The following is a 22,185-nucleotide window of genomic DNA, read 5'->3' as shown; positions in this document are numbered from 1 at the left end:
CGCCCACTTCTGCCTTCGCCTCGCCGGCCCGGTGTCACCGCTCGCCCGGCGCGTATCGGTCCTATCCCTCGATGGGGTCGGCACCCGTGGCATCGAGCCGGAGCCGGAACTGGAGATGGATCGCCTGTGCGAGGACGTACAGCGCGACGGCGCCGACGAACGCGCTGGTCGCCACCTCCGCGACGGTGACGTTCACACCGCTGGCGGCGTAGGGGCTCTTCCCTGCGAGCCGGATGTAGGTCTCGACCGCGCGCATCCCACCGTGGCCCAGCAGGGCGTATCCCAGAGTGAGAACGATAGCGATACCGCCGGTGCCGAGGCCGAGCAACGAGGCTACCTCCTCGAGCGAGAGGAGGGTGTTCGCCCGCTCCTCTGTCATCTCCCCGTCGAGCCGCAGGCGCGCAGCCGCGAGGGTCGCCAGCCCCAGCCCACAGACGAAGACGACCACTCCGCCGATGAGCCCGAGGACGATGACCTTCGGCGAGGCGGTCTGCACCTGTGAGCCCAGCGACTCGCGAACGTCGCCCGGGAACGCCGCCATGAGCGGCAGCACCGCCGCGAGCGCGAACAACAACCCGCTCTGGGCGCGCAGCTTCTGCGGGATGGGCTGGCCGAAGAACCCGTGCCGCCTGAGCCGGAGGCGCTCGTACGCCGACCCGTTCAGCAGGGCCTCCGTTACGTTGTCGACCGGTCCGTCGTCCGTCCCACTCACGGCGTCCTCACCCCGTCCTCGCGGTACATTACGGGACCGAGTTACGCACAGAGGAGTATATACCCGTCGGCAGTGTCACACGTTGTCAACCTCCGGCAGCTGCTCCCGGTGTCGCTGTGTCGTCGAGACGCGGTCGCTGGCATCACTCGCTGCCGATCGTGACAGACAGCGGCCACGGCGGGAGTGAGCGAACGCGAAGCGTTCGCGAACTACGCCGCGGCCGCGAGTGAGGAGCGCAGCGACGAACGAGCGGCCGCGGCGGGATCCTCACCGGAGCGAGACGTTCCGGGCGCGCTCGCTTCGCTCGCGTGCCGGGCTGCGACTCACAGGGTTCGAACCCGCTGGGTCGTTTTCACGCCTCGCTTCGCTCGACGGAAAACGGACGCGGCGGGATTCGAACCCGCGATCGAGAGGTTAGGAACCTCTCGCCCTGTCCACTAGGCCACGCGTCCTGCGGGAGGGTGGGCGAGGCGGTGAGAAAAGCGTGTCCGTCAGTTCGTCTCGGTATCGGTCTCGGTATCGGACTCGGCTTCGCCGATGACCGTGTCGTTCTCGGTCTCCTCGGCGCCCGTGGTGGCGTCCTGGGCCTGAGTGACTCCCTCGTTCTCCTGGCCCTCGCGCATCTCCTGGAGTTCCTGTTCGACCTCCTCGCGGCCCTTCTGGAACTCACCCATCGCCTCCCCCGTCGAGCGCGCCAGCTTCGGGAGCTTCTGCGCACCGAACAGCAGCACGATTATCAGCAGGATGACGATGAGTTCCGGCCCACCAGGCAGCCCGCCGAACAGCGGTACGAATGTGTCGAGCATCTATGGACGCACTTGCTGTCAACGAATTATATGCCTTTCCCTCGGGTTCACTCCGTGGTGTGCGTCTCGGTAGGTGTGGCGGCTGTCTCGGTCGTCTCGGTGGCAGCACCCTCCTGCATCTCCTGGAGTTCCTGTTCGACCTCCTCACGACCCTTCTGGAACTCACCCATCGCCTCCCCCGTCGAGCGCGCCAGCTTCGGGAGCTTCTGCGCACCGAACAGCAGCACAACGATGAGCAGGATGACGAGCAGTTCCGGTCCGCCGGGGAGTCCACCGACGAACAGGGGCAGTGGTTCGAGCATCACGACCGGCAGTGGCGTGGCGGCACTTGTAGGTCTTTCATCGGTATGTAGGTCTTTCCCCGGCGGTCGGACAGCGAGCGGGCGTCCAGCGGAGGGCACTCGGGGGCACCCGGGGGCTTTTGGCCGGCGGTGACCTCGGTCCGGCCATGAGCGACACGCCGGACGAGACAAGCGCGGACCGCGTGACTCCGTCACGCGGCGACGGCGGCCGGGAGTACGACCCGACGGCCGACCACAGCTTCCCGGACGAACGGGTCAACCGAGTGCTGGAGACCATCGAGGCCGACGAGGAGATCGCGGCATACCTCGAGGCACAGAACGTCAACCCCGTCGCCCGGAAGGGGTACAACGACCACGGGACCAAACACATCGGCATCGTCCGGAACCGAGCGCTCTGCCTCTACGACCTCCTGAAAGCCGGCGGCGTCGAGTTCAACGGCGCAGCCGGACAGGGCCTCGAGGAAGCCGACGAGGCGGTCATCATCGCGCTGGCCGCGACACTGCACGACATCGGCCACGTCGTCCACCGCGACGAGCACCCCTACTACTCCATCCCGCTCGCCGCGGACCTGCTCGACCGCCTCCTCCCCGAGTTCGGCTACGACACCGCCGACGCCGTCCGTGTCAAAGGCGAGGTGCTCCACGCCATCCTCTGTCACCACACCGAGGAGGACCCGCTCACGCTCGAGGCCGGGGTCGTCCGGGTCGCCGACGCACTGGACATGGAGCGGGGGCGCTCGCGCATCCCCTACGAGAAGGGTGGCCGCGGCATCGACACCATCTCCAGTCGGGCCATCCGCCGGGTGTCGCTCCACGACGGCGACGACCGGCCGGTGCTCGTGGAGATCGAGATGACCGACGCCGCGGGCGTCTATCAGGTCGACGAACTCCTCAAATCGAAGCTACAGGACTCTGGTCTCGAACGGGAGATCCGCATCGTCGCGGTCCACACGAACGGCGACGGCGATGGCCAGCTGCTCGAACGCATCGAGCTCTGAGTCGCGCCGGTCACTCCGTGACGAACCCGGAGCCACGCAGGTCCACGTCGCCATCATCGGCGATTCGGGCCTCGCAGTCGAACACCGCCCGGATGGTGTTGACCGTCTGCTGGTCGTGCATCCCCGGGTCCATCGCGAAGATGCCGAACAGCCCGCCCGAGCGGATGCGCGAGGTGAACACGTGGAGGAACCGGAACGCGGTGCGCACGTCCGTGTACATCAGCAGCGTCGAGATGGAGACCAGCCCGACACGGATACGGTCACCCGCGCCGGCGTCGTCGAACCGGTCGGCGAGCTTCGCGAACTCCAGGCTCATCCCGGTCAGGTCGCCCGGTGACCCGAGCCGCCGGACCGGCGCACCCGCAGCCTCCTCGGGGCCGTCGCGACCCGTGCAGTCGATGAACCCGACGCGACCGGCGTCGAACGCGTCCCGCTCGCGGAGCGACCGGACGACCTCCGGGGCCCCGCGGTCGGTCGAGATGAGGATGGTCGTCTCGTCGCTCTCGCCGGCCTCGGACAGCAGGTCGTAGATGCGCTCCTGAACGTCCATCGAGGAGCCCGAGACGAGGAGACTGGTCCCCTGGTCGAATGCCACCGTGCCGTCATCGAGCGCGGTGGTCCGGTAGCTCATCGGTCCTCACCCTCCGTCGAGGTGGACTCGTCGGCGTCGACATCGAGGTCGTCACCGTCCTCGGCGGCGTCCGACTCCTCCGCGAACGGGTCGGGGACCTCCCCTTCGGGGGGCTCCGCCTCCTCCCCGGCCCCGGACTCGATGTCGCGTACCATCGCGACGAACTCGCCGCTCTCCATCTCGGGCATGGCCGCGTCGATCTCGGACTGGAGCTCCTCGATACGCGACTCGAGCTCCGCGTACTCCTCGGAGCTGGAGATCTCCTGGGCGGATTTGGCAGACTGCAACGCCGACCGCTTCGACACCAGCGAGTACAGCTCTTGCTCCAGCCCCTTGTAGTTCGACCGGGCGAGCAGCCGCTCGACCGTCTCCAACAGCATCTCCTTCTCGACGGGTTTGGTCAGGTAGTCGTCGAATCCCATCCGGATGATATCGAAATCCGGCTCCACCGCCGTCACCATCGCGACCCTGCAGTCGGGCGCCCGCTCACGGATCTCCGCCAGCACCTCGTCGCCGGACATCCCGGGCATCAGCCGGTCCAAAAGCGCCACGTCGACCTCGTCGTCGATCTGCTCGAGCGCCTCGGAGCCGTTCTGTGCGGTCCGGACCTCGTATTCCCCCTCCAGCCACCGGGCGTAGATCTCGATGAGCGGGGGCTCGTCTTCCACCACCAGTACCGTCGGTTCATCTGAGCCCATCTATCTCTCTGTGGCTTCCGTCGGACAGGGTATAGTAATTCCGCTGCTGTGCTGGAGGAAGACGGGCCCTCAGGGCCGAGCGTCGTCCTCTGGCGCGTGAATCTGCGTCACGTATGTCTTTCGATAGCCGTCGCTGTAGGTGACGGTCACGCTGACCTCTAGCATATCCTCCGGGCTGCCGCTGTTCCCGAAGTTGTTCTGAGTCCCACTGTTGACCGACTGGTCGAATGTGAGTGTCACCGCCGAGTTGCTTCCCCCAGTGAGGGTGGGTAGCGAGCTGGGAGCTGCTCGGCTCACTCGGTTCTCTACTGCCGGATTGGAGAGGGTAGCACTACCCGAAGTGGCACCGTTGTCGACACGGACCTCAGTGACTTCCTCCGGGCCATCCACGATGTCGGTAGCCGTCGTCTCGCCGAACTGGACGTCGACAAGCGCTCCGAGCAGATTCCCGACGCCGGTGACTGTGTTCGCCGTGTCGAGAACGCTCTTGCGCTCGTGGACGGTCGCATAATTGAGTTTAATCCGTTCGATTTTCCGGTCGCTGCCGAGGTTCTGGAACGTCAGCTGTACCTCGTCGTCCGCGACGAGCAATGCGTTCGCCAGCCGTACCGGAGTACTACCGGCGCTGAACCGCGTGCTGATGGTACAGGCGGACGAGTTCACGCAACTGGTACCGTTGTTCGGCACGTAGGCGTGTGGGCCCTCGCTGATGTAGTACGCTTTTGCTCCACCGGGCTTCTCGATGGTGATCTCGCCGTCATTCGAAGCCGTGTAGTTCCGCTCCACGGTCGAGCTGATTCCCGAATTCGAGAAATTCGCCCGGGCAACTGTGCCGCTCGTCGCGGGGTTGTTGTACCGGTCGAAGAGCTGCAACGTCACGTTGCCGCTCTCGGTGAGTGCGTCCTCGGCGACCAGATACCGGCCGGGTGGGTCGTCAACGCTCGCGCTGAACCCGACTTTCGACATCTGCATCTTGTAGGTCGAATTGGTCTGGAACTGCAGCAGCAGGAGATTCGTATCCGCACCGGACGGTTCGAAATAGTCACAGCCCACGATGAACCGTCCGTCGTTCGTCGCTGCCGGGTTCGAATTGTTGATCTCGTTCAGTTCCGAGCAGGTCGAGACGTTCTGGCTCGGCAGCGCGTTCATGTCTATCTGATCCGTCAGAATCTCTCCAACCCAGGCCTGTTTGTCGATGTCCGTCGATAGAAGGAGTTGACCTGGCTTCGATTCCGTCTCCACCTCGACGGTACGGCCGGGCGCGCTGACGGGGTACGTCGTGAGCGACGCCGGCCGGACCTGCGACTCCTGGAGTCCGCCCTCCAAGTAGGTCAGGCTGATGCGGTCTCCGTTCACCAGATTCCCTTCGGTTTGGACGGTCGACTGGTTACCGTAGTCACTGACGAGCGCCCCGTACTCGTACCTGATTGTCGGGGAATCCTGGAAGCGATTGTAGTTCGCTTCGTAGGTGAGCACGTTCGTCTGATAGGTGGTATTGGGGTTCTGGAGATACCGGTTGAAGTTCTGGTTTGCTGTCGGGTCCGCGGCGACGAACCGGCCCACCTGGGCATCTGGGACATCGTTCGTCCGCAGCGTCCCCTGCACAGCTGGAGGATTGTACAGCACCAGCCGGGGCGGGTAGGTCATCCCCGTCTCGACGGTGGTCGACTCCGTCCCACCGAAGGCACTTGTCCGGCTGATGGCGGCCTGCAGGTTCGCCAAGTCGCCCTGCACATCGGCGCTATGCTGCACCTCAACCTCGCTGTTCGCGTCGGGCACCGCCTGCGTCTGGACGATGGCCAGCAGCGAGACCAGCAGCCCGAACACGAGGATGGAGCCGATGACCTCGCTCACACCGCGGTCGTCGAGCCAGCCGCTGTCCGCTCGTTCACCGCGCCGTTCCGTCCGCCATTCGTTGCGTGTGTCTGCCATTGTTAGATGAAGATGAAGACCGCGAGCGCGATCGCCACGAGGACGATGCTGTATTTCAACCCGGCCAGAACGTCGTTCTCCGCGAGTTTGCCGGCGAGCAGTCCGCTCCCGGCACCCTGGATGAGCGCCGAGTGGAAGAAGATGGTCCGGTACTGGTCGACCGGAACCGTCGACACGGTCAGCAGGTCGGTGTTGCCCTGTGCGTCGGTGGCCATCTGTCCGATCGGCTGGAGATACGAGGTGTCAAGCAGCACGATGACCGCGAGGTAGACCAGGAAGCCGATGGCGACGATGGCCGTGTACGCGGCCATCTCCTGGCGCCGGTTCTGCTCGATCTGGTAGCGGTTGCGGGTGTCCTCGGCGGCGATGGAGATGATCTCCGAGAGGTCCGAGGAGGAGCGCGACCCCTTCGCGATGAGCTTCATCGTCCGGGTCACCTGCGGGACCCGCAGGCGGTCAGCGAACGACAGCAGCGCCCCCTCGATATCGTGGTTCCACGTGATGTCGTTGCGGACCTTGCGGAGTTCGTCGGCCAGGGTTCCCTCCGACCAGCGCGAGACGAGGTCCAGGGCGTCGACGAGCCGGATACCCATCTGGTTGGCGCTGGAGAGGATGTTGAGCGTGTCGGGGAAGCGACTCGAGATGCGCTGCTCCCGCCGGCGCTCGGCCTCGTAGAACAGTGTCAGCGGGACCGTCGTGATGAGGAACGGGATGACCCCGTACCCGATTGTGTGCTTGATGGGCGTCCGTCCCATCCCGGCGAGACTCGTCTGGAGCTGGCCCGAGACGACGAGTAGCCCGACGGCGAGGAGCGCCGCCGGCACGGAGACCGCGAGCGACAGCAGCGGGTTCCGCTTGCGGATCTCCGAAATCGGGTTCCGGACGAGTTCGAGCAGCTCGTCGCGGCGCTTCCGTTTCTCGTACTCCTCGAAGTGCGGGTCGGACTCGGCCGCGTCGCTCGGGGCCACGTCCTGCTCCTCGGACAGTTCGACATCGTGTTCGTGCTGTGCGTACGGCTTCGACAGCAGGTCGATGAGGACGATGAACACGACCATCCCCGCCGGGAGGAACAGGTAGACCAGCGCCTGCGTCTGGGCGAGCGAGTCCCCACCGAGCAGACTGATAACCATCAGCGTCACGATGAGGAACAGCGGCGCCGCGACGAACATCACGACGAAGATCTCGCTCAGGATAGACAGCGTCTCCAGGAAGTTCTCCTGCTCCTGCTTGGCCTCGTTCATGTACGTCTCGGATTCGTCGGACAGGAAGGTACTGAAGTCGCTCCCGGAGTCGAGCACGGAGAGCGTGTCGTCGAGGAACTGCTCGAAGTTGTCCGAGGGCGTGAGGTTCCGGGCGTCGCGGATGGCCGTGAACAGGTCGTTCCCGAACAGCTCCACGTCGCGTACGATCATGTCACACTCGCGCGACACCTCGCCGTAGACGTCCTCGGCCTGTGCGACCTCCTTGATGACCTCGAACGTGTTCATCCCCCCGTGGCTCAGGGCGTACATGTAGACGATGGCGTGTGGGAGCAACACGTCGATGTTGCGCTGGCGTTGATTGACCACCGTCCGTGGGTAGTAGTAGCGGGCCATCGCCGTCCCGCCGCCGAGGACGGTGATTCCGAGCAGCCCGAACACGAAGGCGACCAGCGGCCCAAGAACCGGCGCCAGGACGCCGCCAACCGCTGGTAGCTCCGTAATCGGCGCGAAGACGCCCATCGTCATCAGCTGCACCGAGAGCGCCACCCCCAGGACGAGCCCGACCACCGCCGCGCCGATGGCGTAGCGGGCCGTCGCGGCCAGGTAGACGTCGTAGGTGACGCCGAAGCGGGCCTGGTTGAGCCAGCGCTGGAGCTTCCGGAACCGGTCGGGCTGTTCCCGGAAGTAGGTCCGGAAGTAGCCGTGCTGCTCGCGCAGTTTCGCACGCTCCTCCTCGCTCAGTTCCGACCGCTCCGGGAAGTACTGCTCCAGCTCGTACTCCGGGACGATCGGGGAGTCGTCGACGTTCGGTGAACTCATCGGTAGAGCTCGTCGGCCTCCTCGTCGATACTCAGGTCATCGGGCGAGAGCGTGCCCTGCTGGACCTTCTGCATCAACTCCTCGCGGTCGTTGCCGAAGGCGTGGATGGCGGCGGTGACCTGCTGGTAGTCGTCGATATCCTCGTCGACGAGATACTGGAGGAACTCCTCGCGGTCGTTGATGGCCTCGGCGAGTTCGCGCGCGCCCCAGCCACGGTCGTCGGCGATGTCCTGCAGGACGGCGGATTTGTTCACCTTCCGGTGGGTGTCCGTGTCCGCGTCGCGCTGGAACACGTCGATGGCGCGTACGGATTCGCCGGCGTCGTCGCCAGAGCGGATCTCGGTCACGCCGTCGTTCCGGCGCACCCGGTCGCCGTCCTTGAACGTCTGCTTCTGGATGGAGACGATGTCGAGCTCCAGCACCATCTGGACCGGCACCGCGAGCGGGTCGTTCTCCAGCCGGTTGAGGACGCCCTCGACGGACTCGGCGTGGATGGTCGTGTACGCCGTGTGCCCCGTGCCGATGGCCTGGAAGAACGTGAACGCCACGTCCTGCTCGGTCCGAATCTCGCCCACGAGGAGGTACTCGGGGCGCTGGCGGAGCGCGGCCTGCAGGAGCTGGTACATCGTGACCTCACCGCGGCCCTCCGAGGTGATGGAGTCACGCGTCAGCGACTGGATCCAGTTGTCGTGCGGGAGCGTGATCTCCCGGGTGTCCTCGATGGAGACGACCTTCGAGTCCTCCGGGATGAACATCGACACCGCGTTCATGCTGGTCGTCTTCCCCGAGCCGGTACCGCCGGAGAAGATGAGCGAGCGGTTGTTCTCGATGGCCAGCCAGAAGTACGCCATCTGCTCGACGCTGAACGTTCCGGTGTTGATGAGGTCGACCGGCGTCAGCGGGACGTTCGCGAACTTCCGGATGGTGAAGTTCGACCCACGCGTCGAGACGTCCGAGCCGAAGGTCAGCTGGACACGGCTCCCGTCGGGGAGCGTGCCGTCCATCAGCGGTTCGCTCACCGATATCTGCTCGCCCGCACGCTGGGCCAGCCGGAGCGCGAACGAGGACAGGTCGTTGCCGTCGAACGTGATATTCGACTTCAGGTCCCGATGCTCCGTGTGGTAGACGTACACCGGGATACCGATACCGTCACACGAGATGTCCTCGATGGCCGGGTCCCGCATGATGGGGTCGATGGGGCCGAGATGGACGAAGTCCCGCAGGAGGTAGTACTTCAGCTTCAGGAGCGTCCCGTCCGAGACCGTCGCGGCCGCGTGGTCCGTGATAATCTCCTTGGCCTTCCGCTCGAAGACCGCCTCGCGCTCCTCCTCGTCGTCGAGGTCCTGGTACATCAGGGAGTTCCGGAGGATCTTCTCGAGGTCCTCCTTGACGTACTCCTCGAACTCCGTCAGTTCGGGTTCGTGGACGTGGTAGCGGAGCTTCTCCTCCCCGTGACGCTGGAGGATGGACACGTACGCGTACGGGCGGTTGACCCACACACGTTCGATCTCCTCGTGGTCGTCGAGGTAGGAGAAGTCGAAGAACTGGTTCTTGATGAACTCGGTCTCCGGAGGCGTCGCGAACGACTCGTCGAGGTCCGCCTGCTGGAACCACTCCTGCACCTCGCGGAGGATCTCACCCTTGATAGGGTGGTCAGCGACGATATGGCCACCACCAGCGGTCGATCGCCCGGAGGCGCCCTCGCTGGTCGTTGTCCCCGCTCCGTCGGCATCTTCGTCACTGTCGAACTGGAAGCCGCCGTCCTCCGGCCCAGTCTCACTGTGCTCCTCGGTCGATCTCGGCTCGTTCTGGTCTGTTTCGCTGCTCACGGTCACACGTTCCTGTGTTTTACCGTCCCCGCCCGGACACCACACCTGTCCGAGCATTCAGGTCGGTCCTGCCTGTCCATCCGCCGTCACCTGCAAGAGGATTTCACCGGCCAACCCCGGTACTTTATACGCACCTGGACTCCGGACCCCTCGCCGCCGACGAATGTGGTACGTTACACTTGCGCGAACGTTCGGGTCCGCAGTGTTAAATGCACCGTTCAGTCCAGTCGTAGAGGGGGTCGCGAGGCTCAGTTCAGCTGCGAACCGAGTGCATGATTCTCCGCCCAGCGAGTCGACTGGTGGTCGAGGTCGGGAGCAATCGAGAGCGTCCACAGAAGGCATGCGCCGGCCGGGACTTGAACCCGGGCGACAAGCTTGGAAGGCTTGTGTCCTACCACTAGACCACCGGCGCTCTCACTTCGTTCGAGCCCCGTGGTTCCCGCCTTCGGCGGTCACCACCGGCGCTCGCATCACTGTCTGGTCGTGGGGGCCACAAGTGCGTACCGGTCCGAAAGCGGTGGCCGTATGTCGGATAGAGACTTCCCCTCTACCCCAGTGCGGAGATATTCTCGTATAATTTCAGATATTCTGCACCAGGACCAGAAATTACCGATTAACACCCACAATAGCGTAGCAATTTCCGCTTGACAGGAACGATTCGACCACGTCGAGGTCGCTCGCCGCGAGGTCCGCGTCGAACTCGGCGGGCGCGTAGATGTGGTAGAACCGGGGGACCCGCTGCCCGCCGGGGAGCGTCCAGTCGACGGTCGTGTCGAACCCCTCGGCGGCATCGGCGGCGGCCTCGAAGCGGTCGTGAGCGGTGCTCCACGCACTCACCAGCGCCCGGGCGCCCGGCGCGAGGACCCGTGCGAGTTCCGAGAGCGACGCGACCCGCGTCTCCCGGTCCGGGAGGTGGTGGAGGGTGGCAACGTACACCGCGAGGTCCACCGTGTCGGCCGCGAGCGGGAGGCGGGCGGCGTCGGCGGCGACCGGCCGGTAGCGGTCGCGGTATCCCCGATCGACGGCGCGGTCACGTCCCACCTGGAGGAGTTCGGAACTGGCGTCGACGGCGAGAACACGGTCGGTGCGGTCGGCGAGCGGTTCGACGTGACGGCCGTTTCCCGCGCCGAGGTCGAGGCCCGTCTCCCCCCCGCGGCCGTCGAGGAAGTCGGTCACCTCAGGCCACGGGTGCGCGCGTGTCTCGGCGAAGTGGGTCGCGATGTGGTCGTAGGTCTCGCGCACCGTCCGGCGGTCACTGACGGTAGCGGGTTCCGGGGGGGTCGCCGCGGAGTCGTCGCCCGCCACGTCAGAAGGGGAGGAGCGGAACCAGCATCCCCGCCGTCGCGCCGCCGACATCCGGCTGCGGCAGGAAGACGAACACGAGGTAGGTGATGAGCAGCATGATGCTGGCGTGCTTCATGCCGTCCTTGATGGAGCCGCCACCCATCTGCCCGCCGACCAGCCCCGAGAGCATCGCCTGGATGAGGCCCGCGTGGAAGAAGGTCAGGCGGTACTGTTCGACCTTGTCGGAGTTGATCTGGAGGAACGAGGGCGCCGAGGCGACGGCCCCGTCCCCACCGCTGAGCGCGCTCTGGGTCGGCAGGTTCGGAATCAGGACTCGGTCGATGGCCCCGATGACGACGAGGAAGACCAGGAAAGAGACGTAGATGACGATGATGTAGGTGAACATCTCCTGCTTGCGCTTGCGCTTCAGGCGCTGGTCCGCACGAGCCTGCTCGGATGCGATGCGGAGCACGGGCCCGATCTCGTTCGAGGCCCGCATCGAGTTCGTCAACAGCGTCACCGTCCGCGTGACCGAGGGGGTCTGCACCCGGCGCTCGAAGCGGTTCAGTGCCTGCTCGACCGTGGCACCCCACTTGATGTCGCGCCAGATGCGGTCGACCTCGGCGTTCAGTTCGCCGAGGTCGCTCCGACGGACCCGGTCGAACGAGGAGACGACGGCGACGCCGGCCTCGTTGAGGCTGGCGAGTCGCTCCAGCATGTCCGGGATGGCGCTTTCGAGGCGTTGCAGCCGTTGCTGGGCCACCTCGTACACGACCGCGAACGTCGACATCACGAACAGCGCGGCCTGGATGAGTGCGTCGTCGAACGCCCGCGCGTCGAAGGACCCGCCCTCCAGTGCCCCCGGCAACTGGGCCAGAACGAACCCCACAGCGATGGGGACGGTCACGAACAGGATGAGTTCCGGCTGATTGAAGAGGGATTCGACGGGGCTGGTGAGCGCCGACCGGACCCGCTTGACGCGCTTGTACGCCCGGAGCCGGTCGCGGTTGGCTTTCGACTGTGGGCTCTCGGCCCAGCCGTAGTCGGCCGGCTCGCCGCCGTCGGGCGTCCCCGACGAAGCGTGCCCGACGGACTCACCACCGTCGGGGGCGGTCGCCGGCTCGTCCTCACCGGCCTCGCGCGGGAGCCGCCGGTTCAGCGCGTTCAGTTCGTCGCGCTCGATGTCGCTCTCGTCGCGGCTGGCCCGGAGCGGCTGGGTGATCTCCGAGAGATACGCGATGAAGAGGAGGTTCGTCGCAGGCAGGACGACGTACGTGATGAGCTGGACCAGAACCAGGGTATCGCCGCTGGTGAGCCCGATGACGAGCAGGATGGTGATGAGGAACAGCATCCCCGCGACGACGGTGGTGACGTACACCTCGGCCGTGGTCGCCAGCAGTTCGAGGATCTCCTCCTGCTGTTCCTCGGCCTGCTCGCGGTAGCGCTCGTACTCGTCGGCGAGGAACGCCGAGAGGTTCCGACCGGACTGGAGCACGCTCGTCAGGTTCTCCATGAACTTCTGGAACTGCTGTGACGGCGTGCGCCGCGAGAGGTCCCGGACCGCGTTGACGAGGTCCTGCCCGAACACGTCGATATTGCGGACGCCGACGGCCATCTCCTCGGCGCCGGCCCCGAAGACGCCGCGGTTGTTCGAGAGCGAGCGCATCACGTCCGGGAACGCCATCCCGCCACGGGACTGGGCGTAGATGAACGCGACCATCCGTGGGAGCGAGGCGTCGATCTGTCGCTCACGCGTGGTCGCACGGACGGACGGAATCGCCCACCGGATGGCGTAGACGATGGTCGCCGCGATGGTCCCCATCAGGAGGCTCGTGCCGACGAGGAGCGCGAACAGTTTGGCGTTGAACGCCAGCAGGAAGTCGGGAAGCGACGACGCCACGTCGCTGATGACGGGGCTCGGAGCGGTCAGCGTGTTCAGGTCGAGCAACTCCACCAGGAAGCCGCCGAGATAGACACCGAGGACGGCCCCCGAGAACGCCGCCACGGCCGTGTACAGGTACGTCTGGGTGACGTACACCCGGTACGGTGTCCCGATACCGGCCGCACGAAGCGTTCGCTCGCGCTGTTCGTTATCCGAGACCGTCCGGCCGCCGAACGCCGTGTAGGCGAGCCGCTTGGTGTCGCGTTCGATCGTCCGGCTGAACGGCGCCAGCGCCAGCACCACCAGCGCCACCACGACGACGATGAGTGGGATGTAGGTCGTGACCGCCATATCAGTCGTCGGCGCTGGCCTCGGCCTCGGAACCGGTATCGATCTCCGGGGCGTCGATGCGGTCCATCACGCGGTCCGGGTTCGCGTAGTATCGATTCACCATCGTCGTGAAGGCCTGATACTGGGTCACCTCCTCGTCCCAGAGGTACTTGAGGAAGCGACGGCGACGGCGCAGCTCGCTGAGCAGGTCACGCTGGGACCACCCCCGCTCCTCGCGAATCTCGTCCATCAGGTTGCGGTTGCCCTCGCTGAAGGTGTCGTCCGTGGCGTTCCAGTCGTAGGCCCCGGCGTAGTCCAGTTCGCCGGTCCGCTGGTCGATACCCTCGATCTCGGCCACGTCCGAGGCCCGCCGCACGCGCTCGCCGCCGAACCGGGCCAGCGTCTGCACGACGAGCACGTCCAGCGACTGGACCATCGGCCGCGGCACGTTGATGGGCTCGTTCTCGAGGCGGTTGATGGCGGTCTGCACCGAGTCGGCGTGCATCGTCGACAGCGTGGTGTGACCGGTGTTCATGGCCTGGAACAGCGTGATGGCCTCCTCGCCACGCACCTCGCCGACGACGATGTACTCCGGCCGGTGCCGGAGCGACGACCGCAGCAGGTCGTACATGTTGATGTTGGCGGCCTCGTCCAGCCGCTCGCGGGTGACGCTGGAGAGCCAGTTGTCGTGGTACAGCGCCAGCTCCCGGGTGTCCTCGATGGTGATGAGCTTCGACCGCGGCGGGATGAACATCGAGATGGCGTTCAGCGAGGTCGTCTTCCCGGCCGCGGTACCGCCCGCGAAGATGATGTTCTTGTTGTGCTCGATGGCCATCCAGAGGTAGGCCATCTGGTCGAGACTGTACGTCCCGAACCGCAGGAGGTCGATGGGGGTGAACGGCTCCTCGCTGTACTTCCGGATGGTGAACGCCGAGCCGCGAGGCGTGACCTCCTGCCCGAGTGCGAGTTCCGCACGCGACCCGTCCTGCAGGGTCGTCTCGACGACCGGATTGCCGACGGAGATGTGCCGGCCGGACTGCTGGGCCAGCTGGATGACGAACGAGTCGAGTTCCTCCTCGCCGAAGGAGACGTTGGTCTCGACGTCCTGGTAGTCCTCGTGGTAGGCGTACAGCGGCAGACCATAGCCGTCACAGGAGATGTCCTCGATGTTGGGGTCGTGCATCAGGGCGTCGATTTTCCCGTAGCCGCGGAAACGACGCCACAGATAGTAGAAGAGGCGGTAGAAGCCGGCCATGTCCACGTCGACGCCGTACTCCTCCAGGCGGTCGCGCAGCTCCTCCATCAGCACCCGCTCGGCACCCGCCTCGTCGTCGGCGTCGGTCTCGGGGCCGTACAGGAGCGGGTTCCGGACATCCTGATACAGCGCGTCGAGCAGCTCGGCCTCGAAGGAGTCCAGGGTCGGCTCGACGACGTGGTAGAGATACTGGTTCTCCTCGGCGTCGTAGTTGATCGAAGCGTAGGAGAACGGCGCGTTCAACCAGTAGCGGTCGACCTCCTCGTATCCCTCGCGGCCGCCGAAGTTGACCAGCTGCCCGTGTTCGGTCGGGGACCAGTGCTCGATGTCGATGCGGGACCCACGGAACATCTCCACCGTTCTGGAGAGTTGCTCCATCGCGTTCTCCAGCGCGCCCTTCCGTTGGCCCTGCTGTGTGTCGTTCGTGTCGGACATGATGGCCGGGTGACCTGGTCGCCCCCCGTCTGTTGTCAGGGTGGTAGGGCCAACCATATATAAATCCACGCTGGCCGCGGCGCGGCGCCGACGGCCGACGATGGCCGAAAGCAGCCCGCTCGCCCTGACTGGTGGGTCAGGACGCCACCTGTTCGACCCGGAGCAGGACGGCCCCGAACACGAGCAGGAACAGGGCCCCGACCGGAACCGTGGTCCCGGGATAGCGGGTGAACAGCAGCGCCGTCGACGCCCCCAGCACCGCCCCGCTCACGAGCAACAGCCCGCCCAGCAACCGAACGGGGTCGACCGGAAGTCGGTCCTCGACCTGCTCCTCACGGGCGTAGTAGGCCACGCTGACGGCCAGTGCGGCGAGGAAGACGACCGCCCCGACCGCCCACACCTGATACGCCTGCTCGACGCCACCCGACTCGCGAGTGATCGCCCCCAGTACCGTCTGGAACGGCGCCTCGCCGGGAAGCGACGCACCGAAGATGAACTGGAAGAGGAAGACCTGCCACCGGACGACCACAAGGGAGATGCCGCCTCGCGAGGCGAACGACACCGACCACGGCAGCAGCGCGCTCGCCCACGTCGCCAGGACCGCGAGTTCACCCGCGTACTTCGTCCGGAGCAACGTCATACCGGCCGGGCGCCGCCCGCCACCGAAAACGTACCGATGGCGGCCGCCCCGCTCGCGGCCACCGACCACCGAGCGGCGTCACGTTCTTGTCCGCTGGTCTCCTACGGTGATACAGTTGATGAGGCGCGATTACTTCACGCTGGACGTCCGCAACCTCGAGACGGACGGGCCGCCGACGGCGCACATCGAGTTCGATGGCCCCGCCGAGCAGCTCGTCGACCGCCTCACCGGCGACGACGACGAACCGCTCTCCCCGGAGGAACTCGATGTCGCCTTCCGACTGCAGACCGCCGCCGAGGCCGACGACGCCAGCGGCGTGGTCGCGGTGACCCACCGCGTCACCGGCGCGTTCGTCCTCGAACTCAACGCTGACGCCGACGACGTGTTCCGGTTCATCGACGCCGCCCGGGAGTTCGGCAAGGAGACCGACGGGGAGTTCCGGTACCGCGTCCGCGTCACCGTCGACGACGAGGAACTGCTGGACCACGAGATGAACGTCTTCCTCGTCTACGACCCGGACGGGGAACTGCTGCGCGGACGGTCGCTGATTCCGAGCGGCGTCGAACTCTAACGAGCTTTTACTCGAGCTTCTTTCCCGCTCGGGTTTCCTCGCGCCGGCCGTAGGCCGGCGCTGTGGAACCACTCGCGGTCGTGGAATCGATTCGCGATTCCACGGGCAATCAGAACGCGCCGCGTTCTGATGACGGCAAAAACGTTCAGAAAAAGGCCGGCACTCGGGCGCCTTCGGCGCCCTCGTGCCGGAGCAACCGCGCTCGCTGCGTCGTCGGACTACGTCCGACTGCAAGCGGGACGGAGTCCCGCCCTGCTCGCGGGGTATGCATAGAGAAAGGCCAAGTTAGCGGCGCATAAGCAGACAGATTATATCCGCACGAGACTAATCCTCTAATTCCGCGTATGCTACAGGAAAGAAGACATTAATCAGGCTATCAGGCCTTCTTGAACCCGAGCAGGAAGCCGCCGGCGAAGCCACCACTGATGGAGAGCGTCGAGAGGATGGTCATGAGCCACGAGGGCGGCGTCTGCGAGGCGGCCGCCTCGCCGGCCTGCAGGAAGCTCGCACCGAGCTTGTCCCAGTTGACGGTCATGATCTGCCGGGATTCGAGGAACTTGAACAGGGCCAGCTCGAGACCGACGAGAATCGCGATGATCTTGGCCACTTTCTTCGCTGTGAAGCCGATAATCCCCCCGATGACGGCGCCGGTTCCCACGTTGATGCCGATGGTCTGTGCGAGCGCCTGGAAGTCCACCATGCCCCCGGGTGGGATACGCCGATGTAAGTCTCTTGTGGCGAACGTGGGCGGAATCAGCCGCCAGCGGTCGATTCTGCGTCAGACACGTGTCGTCCCCCCGTCCCGCCGACGACGTTTTCACGCAGGGGGAGTAACGTTCAGGGTGAGTGACTGGCGCACACCAGGGAACGGCGGTCGTCGCGAAGCGGGTCGACGCGGGTGAGGCCGACACGGCCGAGTTCCGCGACCTCGCCCGGGCCGCGGGCTACGAGGTGGCCGCGGAGGTCACCCAGACCCGAAAGGAGGACCCGGCGCTCTGTCTCGGCGAGGGGAAGGCCGAGGAACTGGCCGCGGTCGTCCGGGCGACCGACGCGACGACGGTACTGTTCGACAACCGGCTGGGCCCGTACCAGACGTTCAACCTCGGCAATCTCCTGCCGGAGGGCGTCGAGCTGGTCGACCGCTTCCGGCTCATCCTGAAGATCTTCGGCCAGCGCGCCGCGACCAAGAAGGCCCAGCTCCAGGTCGAGCTAGCCGAACTCCGGTACGAGCTCCCGCGCGCGGAGGCGAAGGCCTCGCTCGCCCAGCGCGACGAGCGCCCCGGGTTCATGGGGCTGGGCGAGTACGACGAGTCCCGCGAGCAGGACATCAAGCGACAGATCGCCGAGATAAGCGACGAACTCGAGTCAATCGAGGAGACCGAGGCGCACCGTCGCGAGCAGCGCCGCGAATCCGGCTTCGACCTCGTCGCGCTGGCGGGCTACACGAACGCCGGGAAGTCGACCCTGCTACGGCGGCTCGCGGACGAACTCGACATCGACGAGAACGCCGACCGCCACCCCGACCTCGACACGACGGCCGAATCCGAGGACCGGCTGTTCACCACCCTCGGGACGACCACCCGGCGCGCGGACATGGGCAAGCGCGACGTGCTCGTCACGGACACCGTCGGGTTCATCTCCGACCTCCCGCACTGGCTCGTGGAGTCGTTCAAGTCGACGCTCTCGGAGGTGTACCGGGCGGACCTCGTGTTGCTGGTCGTCGATGTCTCGGACCCCATCGAGGAGATCCGCGAGAAGCTCGTCACCAGCCACGACACGCTGTACGAGCGCAACGAAGCCCCCATCGTCACCGTCCTCAACAAGGTCGACAAGGTCCCCGAGGAGGAGGTCGAGCGCAAACGCGAGGCCCTCTCAGCGCTCGCGCCCAGCCCCATCGCCGTGAGCGCCCTGGAGGGCGACGGCATCGCCGAGTTGCGCGACCGCGTGGACGACGAGCTCCCGCCGTTCGAGCGTGAGCGGCTCGTCCTCCCGATGTGCGACGACGCGATGAGCCTCGTCTCGTGGGTCCACGACCACGCGCACGTCAACGACGTGGACTACGGCGAGCAGGTCGTCGTCGACTTCGAGGCCCGACCCAGCGTCATCGAGCGCTCGCGGGCGCGAGCCTCGGACGTGGCCGCGACGGCCGAGCACTGAGCGCGGGCCGCCGGTCAGTTCGGCTCCGGCCCGAGCGCGTACAGCCCGTCCCACGCGAACACGTAGACGCCGCCCTCGGCGACGACAGGCTGGGCGGCGAGACCCGAGACCATCATATCTCCCTCGACGACGGTCTCCGGGAACCGGTGGGTCCAGCGTTCGGTTCCGTCGGTCCGGGAGAGCGCGGCGAGCTCGCCGCCGTTCCCACGCTTCCCGACGTAGATCCGGTCGCTCCCGACGGCCGGGTGGCCACGGTAGCCCGAACCGCTGCCGGGGGTCACGGCGTCTCGCTCGTCGCCGGTCGTGGCGTCGAGGACCCGGACCGTCCCGTCGTCGACGAGATACGCCCGCTCGCGGTCGACCGCGACCCCGACGACGTTCGTCGTCTCGGCGTCGTAGTGCCAGCGACGGCGCGCGTCCGACCGCGCGAAGGCGTGGACGCCGCCGTCGTCCGGGGCCACGTAGACGGTGTCGCCAGCAGCGTACGGCCCCTCCGGGATACCGTTGTCGTCGAGGTCGATGGACCAGCGTTCGCTCCCGTCCGCGAGCGCACGGGCCGTGAGCGTGCTCCCGACCTGGAACTCGCTGGAGAGGGCATACACGGTGTCGTCGTCCGCCGCGAGCGTGGCCTGCAACCGTGGCGACGGGCGTCGCCAGCGGCGGGAGCCATCCGCGACGGCGTAGGCCCGCACGTCCGCGTCGCGGTCACCCTGTCGTGGAATCTCGGTGGTGGCGAACACCGTCCCGTCGACGGCCGTGGTGACCGACGCCGCCCGAGCCCCGAGGTCGCGCTCCCAGGCCAGGTCGCCCGTGAGGGTGTACGCCCGCAGGAACCCCTCGCCGGCCACGACCACGCGGTCGCCCGAGACGGTTCCGGCGCGCATGCGCCCCGGGAGCTGGCGGGTCCAGCGCTCGTGCCCCTCGCGCGCGTCGCGACAGAACAGCGTCAGCGTCCCGTCGGGCTGGTGGCCGGTCCCCGTCGGCGGGGAGGCAGTCCGGGTCGGCGGGCCGGACGTACTCGGGCCCGTCAACCCGAAGTGGAACAGGCGCCCGTCGGCGAGCAGTGGTGGTCCGCTCCGGATGCGCCGCAGGCGCCAGTAGGTCGTCGCGTCGTCGAGGACGCCGAGCGCTGGGGCAACGCCGGCGTGCCCGGAGCCGTAGCCGGGCTGTGGCCACGCCCCCGAGACATCGAGCGGGCGGGGCTCCCGCGGAGTCTGGGTCGGCCGGTCATCGTCCGTTGGCCTGGGCGAATCACGGTCGGTCGTCGGGACATCGGTCGGTGGGTCCGTCGGCGAATCCGTCGGCGAGTCCACCGGCGTGTCGTCAGTCGAGCAGCCGGCGAGGACCGCGAGTGCGGCGCTGCCGGCCGCGAGGAACCTGCGTCTGGAGGGCATCAGCGAACGTTGCCGGGAGTGTGGTAAATGTCTTCACCCGCCGTCGCGGAGCGGTGCCGGCTCGGTCGAGGGGGCGCTACTCCTCTCGGTCGAGGGGACGCTACTCCTCTCGGTCGAGGGGGCGCTTCTCCTTCGTCACGACCCGCACGTCGTCGATGCGCGTGTCCGGGTACTGACCATCCTCGTCTTTCTCCACGGCTTTCACCATATCCCAGACGACGTTGAGCCCCGTCGTCACGCCCTCCAGCGCCTCCATCTCGCAGCCCGTCTTCCCGGTGGTCTCGACGGCGACCTCGAGGTCGACGCGCTCCTCGTGTACGTCAAAGCCCGTCTCGACGTTCGTGATGGGGATCTGGTGGCACATCGGGATGGTCTCCCAGGTGTGCTTGACCGCCTGCACGGCGCCGACGCGCGCGGTCGCGAGCACGTCGCCCTTCCCGACCTCGTCGGCCCGGATTGCCTCGACGGTCGAGGGCTGGAGGTGAATCGCCCCCCGCGCGACCGCCCGGCGCGCGGTGTCGGGCTTGTCGCCCACGTCCACCATCTGCACGTCGCCGTCCTCGACGTGGGTGAGACCGTCGCCGTCCTCGTGCGTGGTGACCTCGGGGTCGCCGTCCGGGCCGTCCGGGTCGTTGTGGTCCTGTGGCGAGTCGTCGCTCATGCTCCCCCCGCGATATCCTCGTCCGGGCGGTGCATCGCCCGCGGGAGTACGTCGACGAGGTCCGTCGCGACGAGGCCGTGGCCGTACTCCTCGACGGCGATGTCGCCGGCGCGCCCGTTCGCGAACGCGGCCAGGGACGCGGCATCGTGCGTGTCGAGGACGGAAACGAGCGCGCCGCAGGCGCCCGCGAGCACGTCGCCCGTCCCGCCGACGGTCATCCCGGGATTCCCAGTGCGGTTGCGCCGCGTGCGCTCGCCGTCGCTGACGATATCGTGGGCCCCCTTCACCAGCAGCGTGTGCCCCAGCTCGGCGGCGAACGCCTCGACCAGCTGGGCACGCTCGGCAGGGTCGTCGGCCGTCTCGCCGCCCATCTTCCGCAGTTCGCCCTGATGCGGCGTACAGAGCAGGTCCGCGCGCGTCTCCACCTCGGGGACGACCTGCAGCGCGTCGGCGTCGACGACGACGGTTCCCTCGAGCGTGGACAGGAGCTGTTCGGCCGCGCTCAGCGTCTCCGCGGCGTCGCCCAGCCCGGGCCCGAGGACGACGGTGTCGTGTCCCTCGGCGAGTTCCCGAACGGTGTCGAGGTGCGTAGGTGTCAGGCACTCGCCGTGGAACGACCGGACGATGAGGTTCTCGCTGTAGCCCTGCAGTTCTCGTGCCACCTCGCTCGGACAGACGACCCGGACGAGGTCGGCCCCAGCCCGGAGCGCGGCCTGGGCCGACAGCGCGGGCGCGCCCGTGTACGGCCCGCCACCGACGACCAGCACCTCGCCGTTGTCGCCCTTGTGGCTCGCCGGGTCGCGGCCGAGGCGCAGGAGGTCACCCGGCCCGACGAACGTCTCGGCCGCCGCCGGGATGCCGATGGGCTCGACGCGAACGTCCGCGTCGACCTCCTGCAGGCCGGGCTTCGTGTCGTGGAAGGTGACGACGTGGTCGGCCGTGACCGCGTTCGCGGCGTGGGCTTCCCCGTCCGGGTCGACACCGGAGGGGACGTCGACCGAGAGGACCGTCGCGTCGCTCTCGGACATCCGCCGGGCGGCCGTGGCCTCGGGTTCGCGCAACTCGCCCGAGACACCGGTCCCGAGCATCGCGTCCACGACGAGGTCCGGGTCGCCCAGTTCGAGCGCGGTCGAATCGGTCACCTCGCGGACGTCGTAGTCGGCCGCGACGAGCGCGTCCCAGTTCTCGCGGGCGATGTCGGTCCCGATGGCCGACGCGCGGCCGAGGAGGTGGACGGTCGCATCGTAGTCGTCGAGGAAGCGCGCCGCGACGAGCGCATCCCCGCCGTTGTTGCCGCGGCCGGCGACGATAGCGACCGTCGTACCGGGGTCTGCGAGGTCACGGACCGCCCGGGCGACGGCGTTGCCCGACGACTCCATCAACTGCTTGCGAGGGACGCCGAGGGCCTCGGTGTTCGCGTCGAGGACGGCGACATCCTGTGCCGTGAGCATGGGCGGGCCTTCGACGGGTGATGGGTTAAATCCGGGCGAGAACGGGACGCCCTGTCGAAAGCCCTTGCTGTTTGACCGATGGCGACTGGACTCCTGTCGAAAGCCCCCGCCCGGTCGAGCGGGCGGGGGCTTTCAACAGAATCGCGTCAAGGCGGTAGTCAGATATCGTTGGGGGAGCTACGGAGATACCCCATTA

General features: G+C 67.0%; 19 protein-coding genes and 2 tRNA genes. 3 read left to right on the top strand and 18 right to left on the bottom strand.

Features of this window, described 5'->3' with window-relative positions:
- Nucleotides 1-61: 61 nt before the first annotated feature.
- From NL115_RS13835 to tatA, 4 genes are all read right to left on the bottom strand, one after another.
- Nucleotides 62-712, bottom strand: coding sequence for a hypothetical protein (locus NL115_RS13835; RefSeq protein WP_254829936.1), 651 nt, complete (start codon nt 710-712; stop codon nt 62-64).
- A gap of 379 nt (nt 713-1,091) precedes the next feature.
- A tRNA-Arg gene (locus tag NL115_RS13830) sits at nt 1,092-1,164 on the bottom strand.
- A gap of 39 nt (nt 1,165-1,203) precedes the next feature.
- Nucleotides 1,204-1,518: a Sec-independent protein translocase subunit TatA/TatB gene (locus NL115_RS13825; protein WP_254829935.1), complete on the bottom strand. Its 315-nt coding sequence runs from the start codon at nt 1,516-1,518 to the stop codon at nt 1,204-1,206.
- A 47-nt stretch (nt 1,519-1,565) separates the two neighbouring features.
- The gene (gene tatA / locus NL115_RS13820; RefSeq protein WP_254829934.1) at nt 1,566-1,820 is read right to left on the bottom strand and encodes a twin-arginine translocase TatA/TatE family subunit; all 255 of its coding nucleotides are present in this window, start codon (nt 1,818-1,820) and stop codon (nt 1,566-1,568) included.
- A 146-nt stretch (nt 1,821-1,966) separates the two neighbouring features.
- On the opposite strand from tatA, the gene NL115_RS13815 reads away from it, so the two are divergent.
- Nucleotides 1,967-2,818, top strand: coding sequence for an HD domain-containing protein (locus NL115_RS13815; RefSeq protein ID WP_254829933.1), 852 nt, complete (start codon nt 1,967-1,969; stop codon nt 2,816-2,818).
- A gap of 10 nt (nt 2,819-2,828) precedes the next feature.
- On the opposite strand, the gene NL115_RS13810 is transcribed toward NL115_RS13815, so the two are convergent.
- From NL115_RS13810 to NL115_RS13765, 10 genes are all read right to left on the bottom strand, one after another.
- Nucleotides 2,829-3,449 (bottom strand): DUF7504 family protein, encoded by a 621-nt coding sequence (locus tag NL115_RS13810; RefSeq protein WP_254829932.1) that lies wholly within the window; start codon nt 3,447-3,449, stop codon nt 2,829-2,831.
- Nucleotides 3,446-4,147, bottom strand: coding sequence for a response regulator (locus NL115_RS13805; protein ID WP_350355251.1), 702 nt, complete (start codon nt 4,145-4,147; stop codon nt 3,446-3,448). The genes NL115_RS13810 and NL115_RS13805 overlap by 4 nt, the downstream gene beginning before the upstream one ends.
- A 69-nt stretch (nt 4,148-4,216) precedes the next feature.
- Nucleotides 4,217-6,001 (bottom strand): hypothetical protein, encoded by a 1,785-nt coding sequence (locus NL115_RS13800; RefSeq protein WP_254829931.1) that lies wholly within the window; start codon nt 5,999-6,001, stop codon nt 4,217-4,219.
- Nucleotides 6,002-6,081: 80 nt separating this feature from the next.
- Entirely contained in the window at nt 6,082-8,100 is a 2,019-nt protein-coding gene (locus tag NL115_RS13795; protein ID WP_254829930.1) for a type II secretion system F family protein, read from the bottom strand.
- A complete protein-coding gene (locus NL115_RS13790) occupies nt 8,097-9,929 on the bottom strand; it encodes a type II/IV secretion system ATPase subunit (protein WP_254829929.1) in 1,833 nt (610 codons plus the stop codon). Before NL115_RS13790 ends, NL115_RS13795 begins: the two co-directional genes overlap by 4 nt.
- Nucleotides 9,930-10,270: 341 nt before the next feature.
- Nucleotides 10,271-10,341 (bottom strand) — tRNA-Gly (locus NL115_RS13785).
- A 194-nt stretch (nt 10,342-10,535) separates the two neighbouring features.
- Nucleotides 10,536-11,285: a class I SAM-dependent methyltransferase gene (locus NL115_RS13780; RefSeq protein WP_434083998.1), complete on the bottom strand. Its 750-nt coding sequence runs from the start codon at nt 11,283-11,285 to the stop codon at nt 10,536-10,538.
- Complete coding sequence (locus tag NL115_RS13775) at nt 11,236-13,446, bottom strand: type II secretion system F family protein (RefSeq protein WP_254829928.1); 2,211 nt, start codon at nt 13,444-13,446, stop codon at nt 11,236-11,238. The genes NL115_RS13780 and NL115_RS13775 overlap by 50 nt, the downstream gene beginning before the upstream one ends.
- A 1-nt stretch (nt 13,447) precedes the next feature.
- The gene (locus tag NL115_RS13770; RefSeq protein WP_254833095.1) at nt 13,448-15,058 is read right to left on the bottom strand and encodes a type II/IV secretion system ATPase subunit; all 1,611 of its coding nucleotides are present in this window, start codon (nt 15,056-15,058) and stop codon (nt 13,448-13,450) included.
- A 193-nt stretch (nt 15,059-15,251) separates the two neighbouring features.
- Nucleotides 15,252-15,755, bottom strand: coding sequence for a DUF7549 family protein (locus NL115_RS13765; RefSeq protein ID WP_254829927.1), 504 nt, complete (start codon nt 15,753-15,755; stop codon nt 15,252-15,254).
- Between the two features lie 118 nt (nt 15,756-15,873).
- Between NL115_RS13765 and NL115_RS13760 the strand changes: the two genes are divergently transcribed.
- Nucleotides 15,874-16,326, top strand: a complete 453-nt coding sequence (locus tag NL115_RS13760) for a DUF5793 family protein (RefSeq protein WP_254829926.1) — start codon at nt 15,874-15,876, stop codon at nt 16,324-16,326.
- Between the two features lie 376 nt (nt 16,327-16,702).
- Here the strand turns inward: NL115_RS13760 and NL115_RS13755 are convergent, their stop codons facing one another.
- Nucleotides 16,703-17,026, bottom strand: coding sequence for an FUN14 domain-containing protein (locus NL115_RS13755; RefSeq protein WP_254829925.1), 324 nt, complete (start codon nt 17,024-17,026; stop codon nt 16,703-16,705).
- A gap of 146 nt (nt 17,027-17,172) precedes the next feature.
- On the opposite strand from NL115_RS13755, the gene hflX reads away from it, so the two are divergent.
- Nucleotides 17,173-18,483: a GTPase HflX gene (hflX, locus tag NL115_RS13750; protein WP_254829924.1), complete on the top strand. Its 1,311-nt coding sequence runs from the start codon at nt 17,173-17,175 to the stop codon at nt 18,481-18,483.
- Nucleotides 18,484-18,497: 14 nt separating this feature from the next.
- On the opposite strand, the gene NL115_RS13745 is transcribed toward hflX, so the two are convergent.
- From NL115_RS13745 to NL115_RS13735, 3 genes are all read right to left on the bottom strand, one after another.
- On the bottom strand, nt 18,498-19,877 hold the full coding sequence (locus NL115_RS13745; RefSeq protein WP_254829923.1) for an outer membrane protein assembly factor BamB family protein: 1,380 nt from the start codon (nt 19,875-19,877) through the stop codon (nt 18,498-18,500).
- Between the two features lie 100 nt (nt 19,878-19,977).
- Nucleotides 19,978-20,538: a cyclic pyranopterin monophosphate synthase MoaC gene (gene moaC / locus NL115_RS13740; RefSeq protein ID WP_286666742.1), complete on the bottom strand. Its 561-nt coding sequence runs from the start codon at nt 20,536-20,538 to the stop codon at nt 19,978-19,980.
- Nucleotides 20,535-21,989 (bottom strand): NAD(P)H-hydrate dehydratase, encoded by a 1,455-nt coding sequence (locus NL115_RS13735; protein WP_254829922.1) that lies wholly within the window; start codon nt 21,987-21,989, stop codon nt 20,535-20,537. The genes moaC and NL115_RS13735 overlap by 4 nt, the downstream gene beginning before the upstream one ends.
- Between the last annotated feature and the right edge of the window lie 196 nt (nt 21,990-22,185).

Source organism: Haloglomus salinum (genome assembly GCF_024298825.1).
GTDB classification, from domain to species: Archaea; Halobacteriota; Halobacteria; order Halobacteriales; family Haloarculaceae; genus Haloglomus; species Haloglomus salinum.
The sequence above is the reverse complement of the archived record's forward strand: the minus strand, read 5'-3'. Positions and strand labels throughout refer to the sequence as shown.

What these genes read in the sequence shown, in the direction of transcription:
- NL115_RS13760 (WP_254829926.1), top strand. Translation starts at nt 15,874, where the DNA reads ATGAGGCGCGATTACTTCACGCTGGACGTCCGCAACCTCGAGACGGAC.
- NL115_RS13825 (WP_254829935.1), bottom strand. Translation starts at nt 1,518, where the DNA reads ATGCTCGACACATTCGTACCGCTGTTCGGCGGGCTGCCTGGTGGGCCG.
- NL115_RS13805 (WP_350355251.1), bottom strand. Translation starts at nt 4,147, where the DNA reads ATGGGCTCAGATGAACCGACGGTACTGGTGGTGGAAGACGAGCCCCCG.
- moaC (WP_286666742.1), bottom strand. Translation starts at nt 20,538, where the DNA reads ATGAGCGACGACTCGCCACAGGACCACAACGACCCGGACGGCCCGGAC.
- NL115_RS13775 (WP_254829928.1), bottom strand. Translation starts at nt 13,446, where the DNA reads ATGGCGGTCACGACCTACATCCCACTCATCGTCGTCGTGGTGGCGCTG.
- NL115_RS13745 (WP_254829923.1), bottom strand. Translation starts at nt 19,877, where the DNA reads ATGCCCTCCAGACGCAGGTTCCTCGCGGCCGGCAGCGCCGCACTCGCG.
- tatA (WP_254829934.1), bottom strand. Translation starts at nt 1,820, where the DNA reads ATGCTCGAACCACTGCCCCTGTTCGTCGGTGGACTCCCCGGCGGACCG.
- NL115_RS13770 (WP_254833095.1), bottom strand. Translation starts at nt 15,058, where the DNA reads ATGGAGCAACTCTCCAGAACGGTGGAGATGTTCCGTGGGTCCCGCATC.
- NL115_RS13815 (WP_254829933.1), top strand. Translation starts at nt 1,967, where the DNA reads ATGAGCGACACGCCGGACGAGACAAGCGCGGACCGCGTGACTCCGTCA.
- NL115_RS13755 (WP_254829925.1), bottom strand. Translation starts at nt 17,026, where the DNA reads ATGGTGGACTTCCAGGCGCTCGCACAGACCATCGGCATCAACGTGGGA.
- NL115_RS13795 (WP_254829930.1), bottom strand. Translation starts at nt 8,100, where the DNA reads ATGAGTTCACCGAACGTCGACGACTCCCCGATCGTCCCGGAGTACGAG.
- NL115_RS13780 (WP_434083998.1), bottom strand. Translation starts at nt 11,285, where the DNA reads ATGTCGGCGGCGCGACGGCGGGGATGCTGGTTCCGCTCCTCCCCTTCT.
- NL115_RS13735 (WP_254829922.1), bottom strand. Translation starts at nt 21,989, where the DNA reads ATGCTCACGGCACAGGATGTCGCCGTCCTCGACGCGAACACCGAGGCC.
- NL115_RS13765 (WP_254829927.1), bottom strand. Translation starts at nt 15,755, where the DNA reads ATGACGTTGCTCCGGACGAAGTACGCGGGTGAACTCGCGGTCCTGGCG.
- NL115_RS13810 (WP_254829932.1), bottom strand. Translation starts at nt 3,449, where the DNA reads ATGAGCTACCGGACCACCGCGCTCGATGACGGCACGGTGGCATTCGAC.